The following is an 18608-nucleotide window of genomic DNA, read 5'->3' as shown; positions in this document are numbered from 1 at the left end:
GATGAAGATCGTTTCCGCCATCCTCGGATGCATCCTGTTCGTCCTCTTTTTCGGCTTCGCCCTCAAGAATACCGATCCGGTGGATCTGCATTTCTTCCTGGGTTACGAATTGCGCGGACCGCTGGTGCTAATGCTGCTGGCCTTCTTCATCGCCGGTGCCTTCCTCGGCATCCTGGCGGTCACGCCCACCGTGTTCCGCCACCGCCGCGAAAGCTCCCAGCACAAGAACACCATCCAGGCCCTGCAGAGCGCCGCAGGCACCGCCGCGAGCGCCCCGCAACCCGACAGCGTCACGCCCCACTGAGCTGTCGTCACAACAGAACAAGAATCACATGGAATTTGAAATCTGGTGGCTGCTCGGCATCCCCGTCTTTTTTGCCCTCGGCTGGATCGCCGCCCGCGTCGACATCAAGCAACTCGTCTCCGAATCGCGCAGCCTGCCACGCGGCTACTTCAAGGGCCTGAACTTCCTCCTCAACGAGCAGCCGGACAAGGCGATCGACGCCTTCATCGAGATCGTCAAGCTGGATCCCGAAACGGCCGAGATGCACTTCGCGCTCGGCAACCTGTTCCGCCGCCGCGGCGAGACCGAGCGCGCCATCCGCGTCCACCAGAACCTGCTGTCGCGTCCCGACCTGCCGATCGAGCAGCAGGTGCACGCCCAGTACGAACTCGGCATGGACTACCTGAAGGCCGGCCTGCTGGACCGCGCCGAGGAAACCTTCAACCTGCTGGTCGACACCCAATACGGCGTGCAGGCGCGGCGTGCGCTGCTCGAGATCTTCCAGCGTGAAAAGGAATGGCGCCGCGCGATCACCGCCGCCGAGGGCCTGCAGGAATCCGGCGCCGGCGCCCAGCACAAGGAAATCGCCCAGTTCTATTGCGAGCTGGCCCAGGACGCGCTGGTCCACATGCAGCCGGCCGACGCGATGCAGCTGCTGGACAAGGCCCTGCAGGCCGACCGCAAGAGCGTACGCGCGACCATGCTGTACGGCGACGCCCAGACCGCCCAGGGCGACATCGAAGGCGCGCTCAAGACCTGGCGCCGCGTCGAGCAGCAGAGCGTGCCCCACGTGGCGCTGGTCGCGGCACGTTTGATGGATGGCTACCGCAAGGTCGGCCGGCCGCAGGAGGGCGTCAACCTGCTGCGTTCCTACCTGTCGGAAGCATCATCCATTGATCTGATCGAGGTAGTGTTCAAGGCCGTCATCGAACTGAACGGCGTCGACGCTGCCAAACAGCTTGTGGTGGAGGAGTTGCGTCGCAACCCGACACTGCTTGGCCTGGATAAATTGCTGGAGGCACGCCTCATGGATGCCCCGGCAAATGTCTGGGAAGAATTGTCGATGGTGAAGAACCTCGTCCACGGATACACCCAGAAGCTGGCACGCTACCAGTGCAGCCACTGCGGTTTCAAGGCACGCCAGTATTATTGGCAATGCCCGGGATGCAGCAGGTGGGAGACTTATCCCCCTCGCCGTACCGAAGAACTGAATGTCATGAATTGATGAATTAAGAATATGAAGATTACGATTATCGGCACCGGCTACGTCGGCCTCGTCACCGGCGCCTGCCTCGCGGAACTCGGCAACGATGTGTTCTGCCTCGACGTCGACCAGCGCAAGATCGACCTGCTCAACAACGGCGGCATCCCCATCCACGAACCGGGCCTGGAAGAGATCGTCGCGCGCAACCGCGCCGCCGGCCGCCTGCATTTCTCGACCGACGTCGCCGCCAGCGTGGCGCACGGCCAGCTGCAGTTCATCGCGGTCGGCACCCCGCCGGACGAGGACGGCTCGGCCGACCTGCAGTACGTGCTGGCCGCCGCGCGCAGCATCGGCCGCCACATGGACGGCTTCAAGGTCATCGTCGACAAGTCGACCGTGCCGGTCGGTACCGCCGACCGCGTTGCCGCGGCAATCCGCGAGGAGCTTGCGGTCCGGGGGGCCGAAAGCGGACGCCTCCTGGCCAACACCGAGTTTACCGTGGTGTCGAACCCGGAGTTCCTGAAGGAAGGCGCCGCGGTCGAGGACTTCATGCGTCCGGACCGCATCGTCATCGGCCACGACAGCTCGCCCAACGGCCAGCGCGCGCGCGAGCTCATGAAGCTGCTGTACGCGCCGTTCAACCGCAACCACGAGCGTACCTACTGGATGGACGTGCGCTCGGCCGAGTTCACCAAGTACGCGGCCAACGCCATGCTGGCGACCCGCATCTCGTTCATGAACGAGCTGGCCAACCTGGCCGACAAGGTCGGCGCCGACATCGAGGCGGTACGTCACGGCATCGGCTCCGATCCGCGCATCGGCCACAGCTTCCTGTATGCCGGCGCCGGCTACGGCGGTTCCTGCTTCCCGAAGGACGTGCAGGCGATCGAGCGCACCGCGCGCCAGTACGGCCAGGACCTGTTGATCCTGAGCGCCGTGGAAGCCGTCAACGAACGCCAGAAGCACGTGCTGGGCCGCAAGGTGGTAGCGCGCTTCGGCGAAGACCTGTCCGGCAAGCGTTTCGCCGTCTGGGGCCTGGCCTTCAAGCCGAACACCGACGACATGCGGGAGGCGCCATCGCGCGTGCTGCTGCAGGAACTGGTCGAGCGCGGCGCCACCGTTGCCGTGCACGACCCGGTGGCGATGGCCGAGGCGCGGCGGGTGCTGGCACTTGATTTCGGCCATGATGCGCTCGGCGAGGAAAAGCTGGCGCGCGTCGAATTCAAGGATGCGCCGATGGACGCGCTGCAAGGCGCCGAGGCGCTGCTGATCGTCACCGAATGGAAGGCTTTCCGCAGTCCGGATTTCGAGCAGATCAAGGAACGCCTGAAGCACCCCGTGATCATCGATGGCCGCAACCTCTACGAACCGGCCCTGATGACTGCGCAGGGCATCGAATACCACGGGATCGGCCGCTCGGTCCTGACCAGCAAGTGAGGTCCGCCGATGTATAAGGACATTCCAAGCCGCCTGCTGCCGACCGACAGCTACCGCCAGGCCGAGGCGCCGGAACTCGAGAAGGTACGCCTGCTGGTCGTGGGCGACGTGATGCTCGACCGCTACTGGTTCGGCGACGTCGCGCGCATCTCGCCGGAAGCCCCGGTGCCGGTGGTGCGCATCGAGCGCCGCGAAGCCCGCTTGGGCGGCGCCGCCAACGTGGCGCGCAACGCCGCCGCCCTCGGCGCCCATTGCGGCCTGTTGGGCGTGGTCGGCAACGACGAGGCCGGCGACGAGGTCGAGCAGATCCTGCGCGAATCCAGCATCGACAGCTACCTGAAGCGCGACGAGGCGATTTCCACCATCGTCAAGTTGCGCGTGATCGGCCGGCAGCAGCAGATGGTACGCATCGACTTCGAGGAAGCACCCAGCGAAACCACGCTGCGCGACAAGCTGACCCAGTTCAAGGCCATCCTGCCGGACTACGACGTGATCGTCCTGTCCGACTACAACAAGGGCAGCCTGGTGAACGTGGCCGAGATGATCCGCATGGCGCGCGAGGCCGGCAAGACCGTCATGGTGGACCCGAAGGGCGACGACTTCACGCCCTACCGCGGCGCCACCATGCTGACCCCGAACAAGTCCGAGCTCAAGCGCATCGTCGGCAGCTGGAAGACCGAGGAGCAGCTCACCGAAAAGGCGCAGACGCTGCGTGAGGAGCTGGGCCTGACGGCTCTGCTGCTGACCCGCTCGGAAGAGGGCATGAGCCTGTACACGGCCGACGAGGTGCTGCACGTGCACGCCGACGCGCGCGAGGTCTACGACGTCTCCGGCGCGGGCGACACCGTGATCGCGACCATGGCCGCGATGCTGGGCTCGGGCGCGCCGCTGGCCGAAGCGCTGGCCACCGCCAACCGCGCCGGCGGCATCGTGGTCGGCAAGCTGGGCACCGCCACCGTCACCCGCGACGAGCTGTTCGCGCACCGCCGTCGCACCGACGGCTCGCACGGCTGAGCGCTTGATCTTTTGTAAGCGCCGGACGTCAACGTCCGGCGCGCTGGTCCGTTAATACAGATGGGTGGCACCTGCCGCCCCATAATCCAACCAACGGAGATAAGCAGATGATCAAGAAACTGTTCCTCGCAATCGCTGCGCTGGCGGCATCGATGGGCATGGCATTCGCCCAGGTCGACGTCAACAAGGCCGATGCCGCAGCGCTGGATTCGGTGAAGGGCGTCGGCCCCGCCATGTCGAAGACCATCATCGCCGAGCGCGCCAAGGGCGAATTCAAGGACTGGGCCGATTTCGAGAAGCGCGTGAAGGGCGTGGGCGAGAAGCGCGCCGCCAAGCTGTCCGAAGCCGGCCTGCAGGTGAACGGCAAGTCGAAGGAAGGTGCGCCAATGGCCGCGGCTTCCGGCGCGCATTCGACCACGCCTTCCGGTGCGGCCAAGGGCAAGACCGAAGACAAGGCCGCGAAGCCGGCCAAGGCAGGCAAATCGGACGCGCATCCGAAGGCAGCAGCTGCCAGCTGATGCGTAGGGTGGGCACCATGTGCCCACGCGTGACGTTCGCGTTTTGCCAGCGTCACGCGTGGGCGGAGGGCCGCCCACCCTACATTGCCATAGATCATGTTCTGCCGATCCCGTCCAATACGCCATATTGCAACTCGGATTAGAATGGTGTTTTGAGATCGCGAGAAAGCAGAAGCAAACCTATGGCATACAAGACCATCCAGGACACGATCGGCAACACCCCATTGGTGCAGCTGGTCCGCATCCCGGGCGCGGACGCCGCGGCCCGCAATAACGTCATCCTTGGCAAGCTCGAAGGCAACAACCCGGCCGGCTCAGTAAAGGACCGCGCCGCGATGGCGATGCTGCGCGGCGCCGAGGAACGCGGCCGGATCAAGCCGGGCGATACCCTGATCGAAGCGACCAGCGGCAATACCGGCATCGCGCTGGCGATGGCGGCTGCGATCCGCGGCTACAAGATGCTCCTGCTCATGCCGGACAACCTGTCGATCGAGCGCCGCCAGAGCATGGCAGCCTACGGCGCCCAGATCATCCTGACTCCGAAGACCGGCGGCATGGAGTATGCGCGCGACCTCGCCGAGCAGATGCAGAAGGACGGCAAGGGCATCATCCTGGACCAGTTCGCCAACGAGGACAACCCGCGCGCCCACTACGAGACCACCGGTCCCGAAATCTGGCGCGACACCGATGGCCGCGTCACCCACTTCGTCAGCGCGATGGGCACGACCGGCACCATCATGGGCGTATCGCACTACCTGAAGGAGCGGAACGAGGCGATCCGCATCATCGGAGCCCAGCCGGAAGAAGGGTCGTCCATTCCCGGCATCCGCAAGTGGCCCGAAGCCTACCTGCCGAAGATCTTCGACCGCGCGCGCGTCGACCAGGTCGAGAACGTGACCCAGGCTGCGGCGGAACAGATGGCGCGTCGGCTAGCGGCCGAGGAAGGGATTTTCTGCGGTATTTCCGCGGCCGGGGCCTGCGAAATCGCCTTGCGCATTTCGCAGACCGTCGAGAATGCGACGATCGTGTTCGTCGTCTGCGACCGCGGTGATCGTTATCTGTCGACGGGTGTGTTCCCCGCCTGATTTCTTGAATGTCTTGCTCCCGGCGCGAAGTTTGGGCGCTGGGTGTCTCCCCTCACGAGGACGACCTGGTGCAGATGCAGTTGTCGATACTGATGACGGTGCGGCGGCACGTTCTGCCGCCGTCCGTAGTCGCGCCCACGCTTATTCTGCGCCGGCGCCGGCGTTGTTGTCCTTGTCTTTCGGCTTGAACTGCTTGTCGCTGATGCGGAATTTCGCACGGCGGTCGCCCATCAGGTAGCGCAGGTCGCGGATCGACAGGTCGCTGACTTCGTGCATGCGGATCAGCAGCGAAGCGCCGACCGGCAGGCGATGGTGGCGGATCTTCGAGATGACCGGCGGTGCCACTTCCAACGCGCGCGACAGGGCTGCGTCGTTCTTCAGGCGCAGGTTCTCGATCAGGGTGTCGAGCAGGCGGTTCGGGTTGTACTGCAGCAGTTCGTCATTCTCCGAATCGCTGTTCATATCAATGCCGACTTGGTTCGTCATGATGTCAATATTCCTATTTTTGGGTTGAAGGAGCTCGCTGGCGGCTTTGTTCTAAAACAAGGTTTCGAAAATATCTACTAAATTATACAACTAATTTCCAATTTAGTACTTAAGAGCAATAAGGTTCAGGCGTGTCTGCTCGGTTCGTTGTCCTGCTGCAACAATAGCCACAATGCAATTCTCTCACAAACTCACTAAAAAATTAATTGCTTTTTATTTAAACTTAAGTGTAAGGCAATTCTCGATGCGCTGCTGTACGTTTCCAAACGGAATGACGAAAAGCCAAGAATGGTGGGGGTATCGGGATGAAAGGTCTGTTTCCCCGCAGAACTAACCTGAGGAAATCAATATACCCCCGGGGGTATGTGCTTGTCAGTACGGCATTAACTCAGCAGTAACACTATTACGGGGTTACAAAGAGATACAAAGTTTCTAGCCGATCAAGCCTTAGAGGCCGCGCGCCAAGTGCACCGCACGGCCCAGTTCGACCACTGACATGGCATAGAAATAACTTCGATTGTATTTAGTGATAGCAAAGAAGTTAGCATTCGCTACCCAGTACTCGGCCGGATTGGCACCGTTCTGCAGATCGATCAGGCCGTACTGGCGCTGTTCCGGCAGGGAAGTGCGGGTCACGATGCCGGCGCCCTGCAGCTCAGATGGCTGCCAGCGCGCCTCCAGGCCGCCCAGCAGCGGCTGCCAGGCCAGGCTCGGCGCGACGTCCGCCGGGAACACGGAAGGCCCGGTGGCGTTGCGGTCCCAGCCGTGCGCAACCAGGAAATTTGCCACGCTGCCGATCGCGTCGGCGGCCGAGTTGCGCAGGTCGACGATGCCGTCGCCGTCGAAGTCGACGCCGTATTTCAGGATATTCCCGGGCATGAACTGGGGCATGCCGACCGCGCCGGCGAAGGACCCCAGCAGCGAGAACGGATCGATGTTTTCCTTGCGCGCCAGCAGCAGCGTGTTTTCCAGTTCGCTGCGGAAGAAGGCCATGCGGTCGAGCCGGTTCGGCGCTTCCGGATAGGCGAAGGCGAGGGTGGTCAGCACGTCCACCACGCGGAAGCGTCCGGTGTCGCGGCCGTAGATGGTCTCGACGCCGATGATGCCGACGATGATCTCGGCCGGCACGCCGTACAGCGCCTCGGCGCGCTCCAGCAGGGCCGCGTTCTCGTTCCAGAAGCGGACTCCGGCATTGATGCGGATCGGCTCGATGAAACGCTCGCTGTAGGCTTGCCAGTTCTTCGGCTTGCCCGGCGGCGCCGGCTTGACCAGTTGGACCGCGGAATCGATGAAGCGGGTCTTCGCCACCAATGCGTCGAGCTCGGCACGGTCGAAGCCCTGGCGGTTCACCATCTCGTCCTCGAAATCGCGCACCGCCTGCCATTCGCCGAAGTTGACCTGCTCGCCGTCGTAGTCGATGCGCGGACGCACGGGAGCGGCTGCCGCTACGGCTTGCGCGGCCTTGTCCTTGGCGGCCTTGGCTTTCGTCGCCTTGCCGGCCTTGGCGGTCTTTGCGGCCTTGGCGTGGTGGAGCGAGGAGGCGGCGGCGGCGTGGGACGCTTGCCCGGTGCCGATGGCGAAGGCAAGCAACAGCGGAACAAAGGATTTCATCGAACTCGGGACAGCAACTCTTTCAGGATAGTCGGCAGGCCGGCGCCATGCGGCTGTGGCTGCGTTGGCGGTGCGTAGCGCCAGGCACTGTAGCGACGCAGGAATTCGGCCGCGGCGGCCTTCGGCTCGGGGGCCAGGGCGGCACCAGCGACGCGTGCGGCGTAAGCCGTCGGCCCTTCGTCCGGCGCACGCGGCAGGCCCAGTTGGCCGAGGCGTTGGCACAAGGCCGAGTATAGCCGATCGACCGGGTCCTCCCGGCCTTGCCGCGACAATTTTCTTGCCAGCAGCAACACTGCGCAGGCGAGCGCGAACAGGGCCGCGCTGCGCCAGCTGAACAGCTTGTCCTGCAGGCTTTCCATCAATGCATGCTGGCGCTGCGGCGTGTAGTTCAGCACCCACTGGTTCCAGCCGTTGTTGGCGGCGCCGATCGCATACCGGACCCTGGCCAGCAGCGAATCCGGGTCCGGCTGCAGCAGCCGCCCCAGTCCCTCGAAGCCGAACGGCGCCGGCGCCGGCAGCGCGCGCGCCAGGCCGCGCTGCACGCGGTCCGGCGAGACCGCGGCGGTCGGATCGATCCGCACCCAGCCCTGCCGCGGCAGCCAGACCTCGCTCCAGGCATGGGCGTCGGACTGGCGCACGGTGAAATAGCCGTCGATCGGGTTCAGCTCGCCGCCCTGGTAGCCGGTCACCACGCGCGCCGGGATGCCGGCCGCGCGCATCAGGAACACGAAGGCGCCGGCATAGTGCTCGCAGAATCCGGAGCGGGTGTCGTACAGGAATTCGTCGACGGCTTCTGCTCCCAGCAGCGGCGGTTCCAGCGTATAGGAATAGCCGCCGGTGGCGAACTGGCGCAGCACCGCCTGCACCCGCCGCATCGGCTCCGGATAGTCCTGGCGCAGGCGCCGGCCGGCCGCCAGCGCCTTCAGGTTGCGGCCGTAGGGCAGCAGCAGCCATTCGAAGGCATTGTCCAGGGTGTCGCCGGCCTGCAGGCTGAAGTCCACGTAGGAAGCGAGGTCGTAGCGGATCCGCTCGCGCACCGGAGCGGAGGCCTGCAGTTCCAGTTCCGGGCTTGCGCCGGCGGTTCCGCTCGACAGCTGCGGCAGTGCGCCCGGCATCTCGAGCGCGAACAGCCAGCGCGTGTTCGACGGCTCCATGGTGATCTGGTAGCGCCGCGCTTCGCCGCGTACCGACAGCGACACCGCCTGCGGGGCCTTGCGGCCGCGGTAGGGGCGCGGCATCAGGCGGCTCCAGGTGCGGCCGTCGTAGGCGCCCAGCACCGGTCCGCGCCAGTACAGCTGCGGCTGGGCGGGCGGCGGGCCGTCGAATTTCACGCGGAAGGCCGGCGCGTCCGACTGCGCCAGAGTCGAGACCTGGCCCGGCGCCATCGTATCGGACAGGCCGCTGCGGGCGCCATGGGCATCGTCGGGCAGGCCCCACAGCGGTCCGTCTATGCGCGGGAACAGCACGAAGCCCAGGGCCGCGAGCGGCGCCGCCAGCGCCAGGATCTTCGCCCCCATCAGCAGGCGCGAGCGCAAGGGCGGCACCGCGCCGGTGAGCTGGAACGACAACTGGGTGGTGAGCAGGGCCACGATCGAGGCCAGCATCAGCAGGGCGGTGCCGATGCTTTGCGAGTAGAAGAAATTCGTCAGCACCAGGAAGAAGCACAGGAACACCACCACGAACAGGTCGCGCCGCGCATGCATCTCCAGCATCTTGAAGGCCACCAGCAGCACCAGCATGGCGACCCCCGCATCGCGGCCGAGCAGCGTGTGGTAGGTGTGCAGTACGCCCGCCATCGCGACCACCGCCAGCGGCACCAGCACCAGGTTGGCCGGCATGCGCCGCCCCAGCAGGGTCAGCAGGGCGCGCCAGGCCAGCGTGGCGCCGCACAGCAGCGTCACCCACAGCGGCAGGTGGGCGGTATGCGGCAGCAGCACCAGCACCGTGCTGGCCAGCAGCAGCAGGGTGTCCTGCTTGTCGCGCGAGAGCGGGGACGAGAAGCGCGGCAGGGGGAGACGGGAGGCTTTCATCGGTCCTCGCCGGCGCCGCCGTACAGCGCAAGGGCTTCCAGGCAGGCCGCCTGGTGGGCCGGGCCGAGCGCCGCCTCGATGCTCTGCCGGCCGAGGCGCAGCGCATAGGGCAGGGCGCGCAGCTCCGCCTCCAGCACCCAGCGCGCCAGGCGCGACAGTTTCGATTCCAGGTCGAGCCGGGGCGGCAGCGCGTCCAGGTCGAGCACCAGCTCGTCGAGCGCGCCGCCTTCGAACTGCTTGGTCACCAGCTGGCCGCCGAGCGAGGGGTCGAGGCGCGCGATGTGGCGCCAGGCCAGCTGGCGCAAGGGGTCGCCCGGCTGGTAGCTGCGCACGCCGGCGAAATCGTCGCTGCCGGCGCTGCCGATGCCGTCCGGGCTCGGGTAGCCGCTGACCGGCAGCGGCGGCGCGTCCTGCTCGGGGAAGGGGTAGACCAGCGCGCGGCTGTCCGGCTGCCAGTAGCTCCAGGCGTTGAACAGGCCGAGTGGGAAGCGGGTCGCCAGGCGCACGCGCGGCGCCTGCATCCAGCCGCGCCGGCTGCTGGCGCCGGACAGCACCACGGTGGCGCCACCGCCCGCCGGCACGTCGACCGCATGGCGCGGGTCCTGCGCGGTATCGACGTCGACCCAGACCGCGAACCGGCTGAGCCGTGTGCGGTTGGCCAGCAGCAGCTCGAACGGCGCCTCCTCGCCCGCGAACACGGCGCTGGCACGGCCCGGGCGCAGGTGCAGGTGGGCCAGGTTGCGGTAGGTATAGAACATGTCGACCAGCCCGCAGGCGGCGGCCACGAAGGTCAGGCCGAAGCCCAGGCCCAGGTCGTAGTTGACCGAGCCGATCAGCAGCGCCAGCAGCAGGGCGCCGAAGCCGAGGCCGGCGCGGGTCGGCAGGACATACACGCGGCGCTGGTTCAGCTCCACTTCGCCGCGGTCGCGCGCGGTGCTGCGCTCGCGCCAGGTGCTGCGCCGTCCGCGCAGCCAGCCGAACACCCGGGCGCCGAGCGGCAGTCTGGCCACGGCCACGGTCCTCATCTCATGCTCGCCATCTCAGACCGGCACCAGCTTCTGCAGCTGCAGCACCAGGTCGCGGCTGGCGCTGCCGCCGCCGATCGCCGACTTCAGCGGCCGCAGGCGGTGCGCGCACACCGGCACCAGCAGGGTCTGGACGTCTTCCGGGATCACGTGGTCGCGTCCTTCCAGCGCGGCCCAGGCGCGCGCCGCCTGCAGCAGGGCCAGGGTGGCGCGCGGCGACAGCCCTTCGGCAAACAGTTTGCCCGAGCGCGATTCCTGGGCCAGGGCCTGCAGGTAATCGATGAGCGGGCTCGAAGCGTGGATCGCGCGCAGCGAGCGCTGCGCATCCAGCAGCTCTTCGGGCCGCATCACCGGTTGCAGGGTTTTCAGCATCGCGCGCCGGTCCTCGCCCATCAGGAGGGCGCGCTCGGCGCTGGCGTCGGGATAGCCGAGCGACAGGCACATCAGGAAGCGGTCGAGCTGGGACTCGGGCAGCGGGAAGGTGCCGATCTGGTGCGCCGGATTCTGGGTCGCGATCACGAAGAAGGGTTCCGGCAGGGCGCGCGTGACACCGTCGGCCGTGACCTGGCGCTCCTCCATCGCTTCCAGCAGCCCGGACTGGGTCTTGGGCGTGGCGCGGTTGATCTCGTCGGCCAGCAGCACCTGGGTGAAGATGGGGCCGGGATGGAACACGAAGCCGTTCTTCTCGCGCTCATACACCGAGATGCCGGCCACATCCGCCGGCAGCAGGTCGCTGGTGAACTGCACGCGGTTGAACTGCAGCCCCAGCGTCAGCGCCAGCGCATGCGCCAGCGTGGTCTTGCCGACCCCGGGCACGTCGTCGATCAGCAGGTGGCCGCCGGCCAGCAGGCAGGTGAGGGCGAGGCGGACCTGCTGGTCCTTGCCCACCACGATTCTCCCGACCTGGCGTGCGGCTGAATGCAATTGTTTGAACATGAATGGCTTTTTCTCGTTGCGCCTGGGCGCATGGTAGATTAGCGCTATCGGCAATTTTTTCGGCCTTTCGATTCTATGCGAGAACGCCGATCCCATGTGATACGGATGAGCGCAGCACAATGAGTACAGCAATCTACAGCCACCCCGACTGTTCCCTGCACGAGATGGGCGACTGGCATCCCGAGACGCCGGCGCGGCTGCAGGCGATCGAGGACCAGCTGATCCTGGCGCGCCTGGACGGTCTGGTCGAACGCCGCGACGGCGCGCCGGCCGATACGGCGGCGATCCTGCGCAACCACAGCCAGGGCGCGCTCGACCTGGTGCGCGACAACCTGCCGGGCGCCGGCGAACACTATCCGCTCGACGGCGACACCCTGCTGTGCAAGGACAGCTACCGGGCCGCCCTGCGCGCCGCCGGCCTCGCGCTGGCCGCCACCGACGACGTGATCGCGGGTGCCGTCGACAATGCCTTCTGTGCGATCCGCCCGCCCGGCCACCACGCGCGTCCCGGCGAGCCGATGGGCTTCTGCCTGTTCAACAACGTCGCCATCGCCGTCCGCCACGCGCTCGAGGTGCACGGACTGGAACGGGTCGCCATCGTCGACTTCGATGTCCACCACGGCAATGGCACCGACGAAGCCTTCCACGACGACCCGCGCGTGCTGATGGCCAGCTTCTTCCAGCATCCCTTCTATCCGTACAGCGAGCCGACCCCGGTCACCGCCACCAGCGTGAACATCCCGGTGCCGGCCTACAGCGGCGGCGAGGTGGTGCGCAAGCTGGTGCAGGAACAATGGCTGCCGGCCCTGCATGCACACCGCCCGCAGATGATCTTCATCTCGGCCGGCTTCGACGCCCACAAGGAAGACGAGCTGGGCGGCATGGCACTGGTCGAGGCGGACTACGCGTGGATCACCCACCGGCTGGTCGAGGTCGCCCGCCTGTACGCCGGGGGGCGCATCGTCAGCTGCCTGGAAGGCGGCTACAACCTGTCGGCCCTGGGGCGCAGCGTAGCCGCGCACGTCAAGGCGCTGGCGGAGCTGGATTGAGATAACGTGTCCCCTGCGCCGGTCGAGTGAACCGACGCAACGCAGCCATATCTAACCTCGACGATAAACAGGACTGGGGTTCGCCAGGGACGTCAAACTGGCGGGCAAGGAGCTGCAGGCCTTCGACCCGGGCCAGCCGCTGCCGCCGAGCGAATGTGAGCCAAAGCCGGTTGCGCGGTAGAATGTGCCAATGGCAGATTCGATGTTCAGCTACGACAAGCAGGACTTGTTGGCCGCACTCGCGGCATTCCCGCCGACGGCGCGGCTGGCCTGCGCCACTGCGGCCGCGACCCGGCTCATGCCCGCCTGCGAGCGCTTCGCGGCCCTCCACGCGCCGGCGACCCAGGGCCGCGCGCGCGAGATCGTCGCCGAGCTGTGGCAGTGCATCCTGGCGCACGACCCCGACCAGCAGCCCTGGCCGGCGGTGCTGGACGAGGTCATGCGGATGATTCCCGGAAAAGAGGCCGAAGGCGGGTTGCTGACGCAGATGGCCGAGGACGGACTGGCTTCGCTGGCCTACGCGATCCGCTGCCTGCTGGTGGACGAGCCCAGCCAGGCCGAATCGGCGGTCGGGCGCGAGTACGATGCCACCGACCAGGCCGCCATCAGGATCACCGGCGTGGTTCCGAACACGCCGAAAAAGGAAGCCAGGCTGCTGGCCCACCCCTTGATCCAGCGCGCACTCGGGCGCCAGCAGCAGGACCTGGCCCTGCTGCGGCAGGGCGACTTTGCGGAGCTGCTGCGCCAGGCAGTGGCGAACCCGACCTTCACCGAACAGGAGCTCACCAGCTTCTCCAGCGTAAAATAGCGCCTTGTACGCAGATTATTGAGAGTAAGCATGTCGATTCAATGGTTCCCGGGCCACATGGCCGCGGCCCGCAAGCAGGCCGCGGAGCAGATGGAAAACACCGATGTGGTCATCGAGGTCCTGGACGCGCGCCTGCCGCAGGCGAGCAGCAACCCGATGGTCGAGCAATTGCGCAAGTTCCGCCAGCGCCCCTGCCTGAAGGTCCTGAACAAGACCGACCTGGCCGACCCGGTGGCGACCGCCGCCTGGGCCGCCTGGTATGACGCCCAGGAAGGCGTGACGGCCTATCCGATGACGACCAAGAAGCCGTCCGACGTGGCGCGCATTCCCGAGCTGTGCAAGACGCTGGCACCGCACCGCGGGGTGCCGACCAAGCCGCTGCGCATCATGATCATGGGCATACCGAACGTCGGCAAGTCGACCCTGATGAACGCGCTGCTGAAGAAGCGCGTGGCCAAGGTCGGCGACGAGCCGGCCGTCACCAAGGCCCAGCAGAAGATCTACCTGGACAAGTTTACGGTGCTGGTCGATACTCCCGGCATGCTGTGGCCGAAGATTGCGATGGAAAGCGACGGCCTGATGCTGGCCGCCAGCCATGCGGTCGGCACCAATGCCGTGATCGAGGAAGAAGTGGCCGAGTTCCTGGGCACGCTGCTGCTAGAACGCTACCCGCAACTCCTGAGCGCCCGCTACGGCTTCAAGACGGAGGGCATGGACGGGGTCGGTGTGATCGAGGGCGTGGCCGCGCGCCGTGGCTTCCGCGTGCGCGGCGGCGACTACGACTACGAAAAGGCGGCCCACGTGCTGCTGCAGGACTATCGCCAGGGCGCGCTGGGCCGCATCAGCCTGGAGACGCCGGAAACCCGCGCGGCGGCGCTGGAAAAGCACCGCATCGAGATGGAAGAGAAGGCGCGCATCGCGGCCGAGAAGGCGGCGCAAAAGGCCGAGGAAGCGGCGCGCGGCAAGCGCGGTACGTGAGGGAACCTCGAGCAAGCTACCGCGCGTTGCTCGAGGCCCCGTTACTTAAGCGGTTTGCCCGAACCTGAAACTCGATACCGTCAGCGCCCCGAAGAACGCGTCCTCGTGATACACGCAGGCCGCCGGTTCCTGCTCGGCCGCACCCAGCGCCACCCACAACGGCACCAGATGATCCTCCCGCGGATGCGCATGGCGCGCATAGGGCGCCTCGCTCCAGTGCAGCAGCGCCTGTTCGCGGTCGCTCGGGGACAGTTCCAGCAGCACGTGCTGCAGCCAGGTGTCGAAGGCGTGCGAGGCCAGCGCGCCGCCGGGGCCGAACTGGCGCAGGTTGTGGAAGGACAGGCCGCTGCCGACGATCAGCACGCCCTCGTCGCGCAGCGGCGCCAGCGCGCGTCCGGCGGCCAGGTGCGCGGCCGGATCGTAGCCGTGGCGGATCGACAGCTGCACCACAGGCATGTCGGCTTCCGGATAGACCGGGTAGAGCATCGAGAAGGTACCGTGGTCGAGGCCGCGCTCCGGGTCCAGCCCGGCCGGCTGGCCGGCGGCGGTGAGCAAGTCCGCCACGCGGGCGGCCAGTTGCGGGTTGCCCGGCGCAGGATAACTGATCTGGTAGGTGTGCGGCGGGAAGCCGCCGTAGTCGTAGATCATGGCGGGCGCCGTGCCGCTCGAGACCATGAACTGATCGGTCTCCCAGTGGCTGGTCACCACCAGCACGGCTTTCGGGCGGCTGCCCGCCTGGCGCCGCATGTCGACTAGCGAGGCTTCGAGCTTGTCGTAGGCGCCGCCGTACTGGTCCTTCATCCAGGGCCACGGGCCGCCGCCGTGCGAGACGAAATAGGTGGGCAGGCGTGTGGACATGGCGGCTCCTCGGCGGATATTGAAACGGCCATGGTAGCCGATCCTCGCCCGCCGCGTGCAAAGCAGCTTATTGCGGCCGCGCCCTCACCAGCGCCATCATCGCGAACAGCCGCGCGCTGCGCATCCAGCCCAGCACCAGCACCGTCAACTGGGTCAGCAGGAAGGCGGCGGCGGTGCCGCCCGCGCCCAGCGCCGGCACCTGCACGCGCGCCAGCACCAGCAGGCCGGCCAGCAGCAGGCCGATACCGGTGACCGCCACGTACACGCCCAGCAGCGAGAACGGACGGCGCAGCATCAGCCGCACGCCGCCCCACCAGGCCACGATGGCCGAGCGGCGCCGGCGTTCGTTGGCCAGCAGGGCGCGGCCGGCGTCGATGGTGGCGTGGACCAGCACGAACACGGCCAGCGAGACGATCATCGCGATGTGCAAAGCGCGGTCGGCATCGCTTTCCAGGATCGCGCGCTCGGCCGTCTTGCCGGCGATCTTGAAGGCGAGGCCGGCGGCGATGCCGACCACTACCAGCGGCACCACGCTCCACACCATCATCCGGAACATGCGCGCGTATTCCTGGGCGCCGCCGGCCAGCAGGTCGATGAAGCCGGGACGGCGGCTAGCCCGCGCCGCGTAGATCGTCATCCCGGCCAGCAGCGGCGACAGCAGCAGGGTCAGCGCCAGCGCGACCATGCCGCCGCTGCCGATGGCGGGAGCGAAGCGCTCGCGCGCACTGCTTAGCAGGTCGGCGATGGCGAGCATGTCGAGCTTGTCCGCCAGCTGGGCCGCGTAGACCGAGTGGTCGAGGTTCGCGCCCAGCATCTGCCACACCGGCAGGCTGGCGGCCAGGGTCGGCAGCAGGAGCAGCACGGCCCACCACAGCAGCAGGCGCCACTGCAGCGCGGCGCGCATGGCCCCTAGAAGCGGGCGCAAGCCGCTGCGGCGGCGCACGCGGGTGTTCTGCGGTGCCAGGGAAGGGGAGTCGAGGGTCTGGTCGATGCTCATCATACGGTCGCGATCAGGGTGAGGAGGTATTCGATGAAGGCGGCGACGTCCATGCCCCAGCGGCGCGAGGCGCGGGCGTCGGGCTTGAGTGTCCGGCTGTCGTCCAGCTTGCTGACGTCGAGGTAGTGCAGGCGCTGCGGGTCGAGTTCGGCCGAGACGGCGCGCGCCGGCCTGGTCCAGCTGAACTTGCGCCAGGACTCGGTGCCGTCCCAGCGCACGGTTTCCGCACTGCCGTCGGCGAATTTCACGAGCACGGTCTGCGGCACCGCGGCGCCGTAGCGGCGCACCAGCACCTCGGTGCGGAAGGGGTAGGGACCCAGGCCTTCCTTCGCCTTCGGATGCGCCTTCTTCCATGCCTCGCGCTCCTTCTCGATGCGCTTGTCGAGGTCGGCCTGCTTGTCCTCGACCCAGCTGCTGCCCACCTGGCGCGTTCCCGGCAACGGCAGCTGTTCGCGGCTGCTGAAATCGGCGATGCGGTCGTCGACCTTGGTCACCGCATAGACCTGCTGGGCGAACACGGAGTCGACCGCGGCGCGCTGGCCGGTGACGTCGGCCAGGGTCTCGCGCAGGTCGGCGGTGCTCGGATGGCGGAACTTCCAGCGCCGGTAGTATTCCTTGAAGGCGCGTTCGATCGGCTCCTTGCCGACCCGCGCTTCGAGGTCGCGCATCAGGGTCGCGGTGCGGCTGTAGACCGGGCCGATGCCTTGCAGGCGGTCATAGGCGTTCTGGCCGGGCGCATCGGCGGGATCGCCGCGCGGAGTGCCCATGCGCTCGGCGGCGAAGGCCTGGAAGCCGGGGGAAAAGCCGAGCTTGCGGGTGAGCGGGGTGCCGGCGAAGACCTGCTGCCCGCGGTCGCGGACCATGCGCAGGTCCCAGTACTCGTTCAGGCCTTCGTCGAGTACCGGTTCCTCGAACTCGTTGGTGGCCAGCAGGCCGTAGAAGTAGCCATGCCCGAATTCGTGGATGGTCACGAAGTCGAGCAGGTACTGGTTGGCGGTGCCCGGCTCGACCTGCGCATAGCCTTCGGCGGTGAAGAAGGTCGGGTATTCCATGCCGCCCGCTTCTTCCGCGTTGTAGGGCGGGATCACGACCGTGAGCGTCTTGTAGGGGTAGGGGCCGAGCGTGTTCGAGAAGTAGCTCAGCGAATCCTTGGCCGCCTTCATGGCCGGCGCCGCGCTCGCCGCATACTCCGGGGGATACAGCACGGTGACGGTGACCTGCGGGCTGCTCCGGCCGGTCCAGGTCTCGACCATCGGCTTGGCGGAGCGCTTGTCGGCGGTCCAGGCGAAGTCGTGGACGTCGCCCTGCACGTAGCGGTGGGTCAGCATGCCCTTGTTCTCGACCGGCGCTCCCTGCGGCTCGCCGGTGGCGCCGACCGTGTACTCCTTCGGCACCGTCAGGCGCACGTCGAAGCTGCCGAAGTCGGCGTAGAACTCGGAGTTCAGGTGCATTTCGTGGGCGTTCCAGCGCGGCGCCGTGGCCCCGCGTTCGCCCGGCAGTTCCAGTACCCCGATCTTGGGAAACCACTGGCCGACCAGGTGGAAGCTACCGAAGTAACCGGTGCGCGCGATCACCCGCGGCAGCTGGGTGTGGAAGTCGATGTCGAAGGTGGTCGAGGCGCCTGGCGCGACCGCGGCCGGCAGGTCGAAGCGCACCACGGTGTGGTCCGTGGCCGGGCCGTTGTCGGGGTGGACGAAAGTCCAGGGCACGCTGGCCTCGCCCTGGGTCACGCTGCGTAGAAGCATGTGGCCCCATTCGCCATCCTTGATGTCGACGCCGGAGCGGAACCCGGACCCGCGCTCGCGCTTCTCGGTAAAGAAGGTGCTGCCCGTGCCTTCGAAGGCATTCATGTAGAGGTGCAGGTAGACGCTCTTCACCGGCACGCTGCTCCTGTTGCGCCAGGTGAGTTTTTCGCGGCCCGTCACCGTGTGCTTGACGGGGTCGAGGGTGGCGTCGATGTCGTAGTGGACGACCCGGTCCGACAGCGTCGATTCGCTCCCGGTGCGGGCGCCGCCCCAGGCGTTCGGGCTGCTGGGCACGTTCACCGCCGCGGCATGCGGCGCCGCCAGGGCAATGCCGTCGAGGGAAGGCGCGGGCGCGCTGGACGCGGCCGCTGCGCCGCCCGGTTCGGCGAGCAGCTCGGCGGTGACCGCCACCCCCGCCGCCAGCAGGGCGGCGAGCGCGCACCTACGCAGTACTGTGGAACCCAATCTCATGCAGGACCCCCAAAAATTTGGAATTGAATTTTGTTAAGTTGTATTTGTGTTCACACTATATGCGAAAATACTG

At 66.9% G+C, this 18608-nt stretch carries 17 protein-coding genes; 9 read left to right on the top strand and 8 right to left on the bottom strand.

Going from position 1 to position 18608, the window contains the following annotated elements; genetic code table 11:
* The first annotated feature begins 1 nt into the window (after nt 1).
* The 6 genes from ACI48D_RS19610 (at nt 2) to cysM (ending at nt 5541) form a co-directional block, all read left to right on the top strand.
* The gene (locus tag ACI48D_RS19610) at nt 2-304 is read left to right on the top strand and encodes a LapA family protein (protein ID WP_435572929.1); all 303 of its coding nucleotides are present in this window, start codon (nt 2-4) and stop codon (nt 302-304) included.
* A gap of 28 nt (nt 305-332) precedes the next feature.
* On the top strand, nt 333-1508 hold the full coding sequence (lapB, locus tag ACI48D_RS19605; protein WP_435572928.1) for a lipopolysaccharide assembly protein LapB: 1176 nt from the start codon (nt 333-335) through the stop codon (nt 1506-1508).
* A 12-nt stretch (nt 1509-1520) separates the two neighbouring features.
* Nucleotides 1521-2924 (top strand): UDP-glucose dehydrogenase family protein, encoded by a 1404-nt coding sequence (locus ACI48D_RS19600; RefSeq protein ID WP_435572927.1) that lies wholly within the window; start codon nt 1521-1523, stop codon nt 2922-2924.
* 9 nt (nt 2925-2933) lie between these two features.
* Nucleotides 2934-3938, top strand: a complete 1005-nt coding sequence (gene rfaE1, locus ACI48D_RS19595; RefSeq protein WP_435572926.1) for a D-glycero-beta-D-manno-heptose-7-phosphate kinase — start codon at nt 2934-2936, stop codon at nt 3936-3938.
* 107 nt (nt 3939-4045) lie between these two features.
* Nucleotides 4046-4456, top strand: a complete 411-nt coding sequence (locus ACI48D_RS19590; protein ID WP_435572925.1) for a ComEA family DNA-binding protein — start codon at nt 4046-4048, stop codon at nt 4454-4456.
* 182 nt (nt 4457-4638) lie between these two features.
* Entirely contained in the window at nt 4639-5541 is a 903-nt protein-coding gene (gene cysM / locus ACI48D_RS19585) for a cysteine synthase CysM (RefSeq protein WP_435572924.1), read from the top strand.
* A 141-nt stretch (nt 5542-5682) separates the two neighbouring features.
* On the opposite strand, the gene ACI48D_RS19580 is transcribed toward cysM, so the two are convergent.
* The 5 genes from ACI48D_RS19580 to ACI48D_RS19560 form a co-directional block, all read right to left on the bottom strand.
* Nucleotides 5683-6027: a hypothetical protein gene (locus ACI48D_RS19580; protein ID WP_082439473.1), complete on the bottom strand. Its 345-nt coding sequence runs from the start codon at nt 6025-6027 to the stop codon at nt 5683-5685.
* Nucleotides 6028-6474: 447 nt separating this feature from the next.
* Nucleotides 6475-7638 (bottom strand): lytic murein transglycosylase B, encoded by a 1164-nt coding sequence (gene mltB / locus ACI48D_RS19575; RefSeq protein ID WP_435572923.1) that lies wholly within the window; start codon nt 7636-7638, stop codon nt 6475-6477.
* The gene (locus ACI48D_RS19570) at nt 7635-9668 is read right to left on the bottom strand and encodes a transglutaminaseTgpA domain-containing protein (RefSeq protein WP_435572922.1); all 2034 of its coding nucleotides are present in this window, start codon (nt 9666-9668) and stop codon (nt 7635-7637) included. The genes mltB and ACI48D_RS19570 overlap by 4 nt, the downstream gene beginning before the upstream one ends.
* Entirely contained in the window at nt 9665-10678 is a 1014-nt protein-coding gene (locus ACI48D_RS19565; protein ID WP_435572921.1) for a DUF58 domain-containing protein, read from the bottom strand. The genes ACI48D_RS19570 and ACI48D_RS19565 overlap by 4 nt, the downstream gene beginning before the upstream one ends.
* A gap of 30 nt (nt 10679-10708) precedes the next feature.
* Nucleotides 10709-11629: an AAA family ATPase gene (locus tag ACI48D_RS19560; RefSeq protein ID WP_435572920.1), complete on the bottom strand. Its 921-nt coding sequence runs from the start codon at nt 11627-11629 to the stop codon at nt 10709-10711.
* Between the two features lie 119 nt (nt 11630-11748).
* Between ACI48D_RS19560 and ACI48D_RS19555 the strand changes: the two genes are divergently transcribed.
* The 3 genes from ACI48D_RS19555 to ylqF all read left to right on the top strand — a co-directional run bounded on the left by ACI48D_RS19555 (nt 11749) and on the right by ylqF (nt 14464).
* A complete protein-coding gene (locus ACI48D_RS19555; protein ID WP_435572919.1) occupies nt 11749-12678 on the top strand; it encodes a histone deacetylase family protein in 930 nt (309 codons plus the stop codon).
* A gap of 190 nt (nt 12679-12868) precedes the next feature.
* On the top strand, nt 12869-13486 hold the full coding sequence (locus tag ACI48D_RS19550) for a hypothetical protein (RefSeq protein WP_435572918.1): 618 nt from the start codon (nt 12869-12871) through the stop codon (nt 13484-13486).
* Nucleotides 13487-13516: 30 nt separating this feature from the next.
* Nucleotides 13517-14464 (top strand): ribosome biogenesis GTPase YlqF, encoded by a 948-nt coding sequence (ylqF, locus tag ACI48D_RS19545; RefSeq protein WP_435572917.1) that lies wholly within the window; start codon nt 13517-13519, stop codon nt 14462-14464.
* 45 nt (nt 14465-14509) lie between these two features.
* Here the strand turns inward: ylqF and ACI48D_RS19540 are convergent, their stop codons facing one another.
* The 3 genes from ACI48D_RS19540 to ACI48D_RS19530 form a co-directional block, all read right to left on the bottom strand.
* On the bottom strand, nt 14510-15322 hold the full coding sequence (locus tag ACI48D_RS19540) for a DODA-type extradiol aromatic ring-opening family dioxygenase (protein ID WP_435572916.1): 813 nt from the start codon (nt 15320-15322) through the stop codon (nt 14510-14512).
* A 67-nt stretch (nt 15323-15389) separates the two neighbouring features.
* Complete coding sequence (locus ACI48D_RS19535; RefSeq protein ID WP_435572914.1) at nt 15390-16322, bottom strand: hypothetical protein; 933 nt, start codon at nt 16320-16322, stop codon at nt 15390-15392.
* A complete protein-coding gene (locus tag ACI48D_RS19530; protein WP_435572913.1) occupies nt 16319-18535 on the bottom strand; it encodes a M1 family metallopeptidase in 2217 nt (738 codons plus the stop codon). The genes ACI48D_RS19535 and ACI48D_RS19530 overlap by 4 nt, the downstream gene beginning before the upstream one ends.
* Nucleotides 18536-18608: the final 73 nt, after the last annotated feature.

The sequence above is a fragment of the Massilia sp. LXY-6 genome (genome assembly GCF_051233485.1).
Taxonomy (GTDB): domain Bacteria; phylum Pseudomonadota; class Gammaproteobacteria; order Burkholderiales; family Burkholderiaceae_D; genus Telluria.
Note: the sequence above shows the minus strand (reverse complement) of the source record. Positions and strands in the feature narration are given on the sequence as shown.

Bases quoted from the DNA above. Each gene is read 5' to 3' on its own strand.
- ACI48D_RS19610 (WP_435572929.1), top strand. From the start codon at position 2: ATGAAGATCGTTTCCGCCATCCTCGGATGCATCCTGTTCGTCCTCTTT.
- lapB (WP_435572928.1), top strand. From the start codon at position 333: ATGGAATTTGAAATCTGGTGGCTGCTCGGCATCCCCGTCTTTTTTGCC.
- ACI48D_RS19600 (WP_435572927.1), top strand. From the start codon at position 1,521: ATGAAGATTACGATTATCGGCACCGGCTACGTCGGCCTCGTCACCGGC.
- rfaE1 (WP_435572926.1), top strand. From the start codon at position 2,934: ATGTATAAGGACATTCCAAGCCGCCTGCTGCCGACCGACAGCTACCGC.
- ACI48D_RS19590 (WP_435572925.1), top strand. From the start codon at position 4,046: ATGATCAAGAAACTGTTCCTCGCAATCGCTGCGCTGGCGGCATCGATG.
- cysM (WP_435572924.1), top strand. From the start codon at position 4,639: ATGGCATACAAGACCATCCAGGACACGATCGGCAACACCCCATTGGTG.
- ACI48D_RS19580 (WP_082439473.1), bottom strand. From the start codon at position 6,027: ATGACGAACCAAGTCGGCATTGATATGAACAGCGATTCGGAGAATGAC.
- mltB (WP_435572923.1), bottom strand. From the start codon at position 7,638: ATGAAATCCTTTGTTCCGCTGTTGCTTGCCTTCGCCATCGGCACCGGG.
- ACI48D_RS19570 (WP_435572922.1), bottom strand. From the start codon at position 9,668: ATGAAAGCCTCCCGTCTCCCCCTGCCGCGCTTCTCGTCCCCGCTCTCG.
- ACI48D_RS19560 (WP_435572920.1), bottom strand. From the start codon at position 11,629: ATGTTCAAACAATTGCATTCAGCCGCACGCCAGGTCGGGAGAATCGTG.
- ACI48D_RS19555 (WP_435572919.1), top strand. From the start codon at position 11,749: ATGAGTACAGCAATCTACAGCCACCCCGACTGTTCCCTGCACGAGATG.
- ACI48D_RS19550 (WP_435572918.1), top strand. From the start codon at position 12,869: ATGGCAGATTCGATGTTCAGCTACGACAAGCAGGACTTGTTGGCCGCA.
- ylqF (WP_435572917.1), top strand. From the start codon at position 13,517: ATGTCGATTCAATGGTTCCCGGGCCACATGGCCGCGGCCCGCAAGCAG.
- ACI48D_RS19540 (WP_435572916.1), bottom strand. From the start codon at position 15,322: ATGTCCACACGCCTGCCCACCTATTTCGTCTCGCACGGCGGCGGCCCG.
- ACI48D_RS19535 (WP_435572914.1), bottom strand. From the start codon at position 16,322: ATGATGAGCATCGACCAGACCCTCGACTCCCCTTCCCTGGCACCGCAG.
- ACI48D_RS19530 (WP_435572913.1), bottom strand. From the start codon at position 18,535: ATGAGATTGGGTTCCACAGTACTGCGTAGGTGCGCGCTCGCCGCCCTG.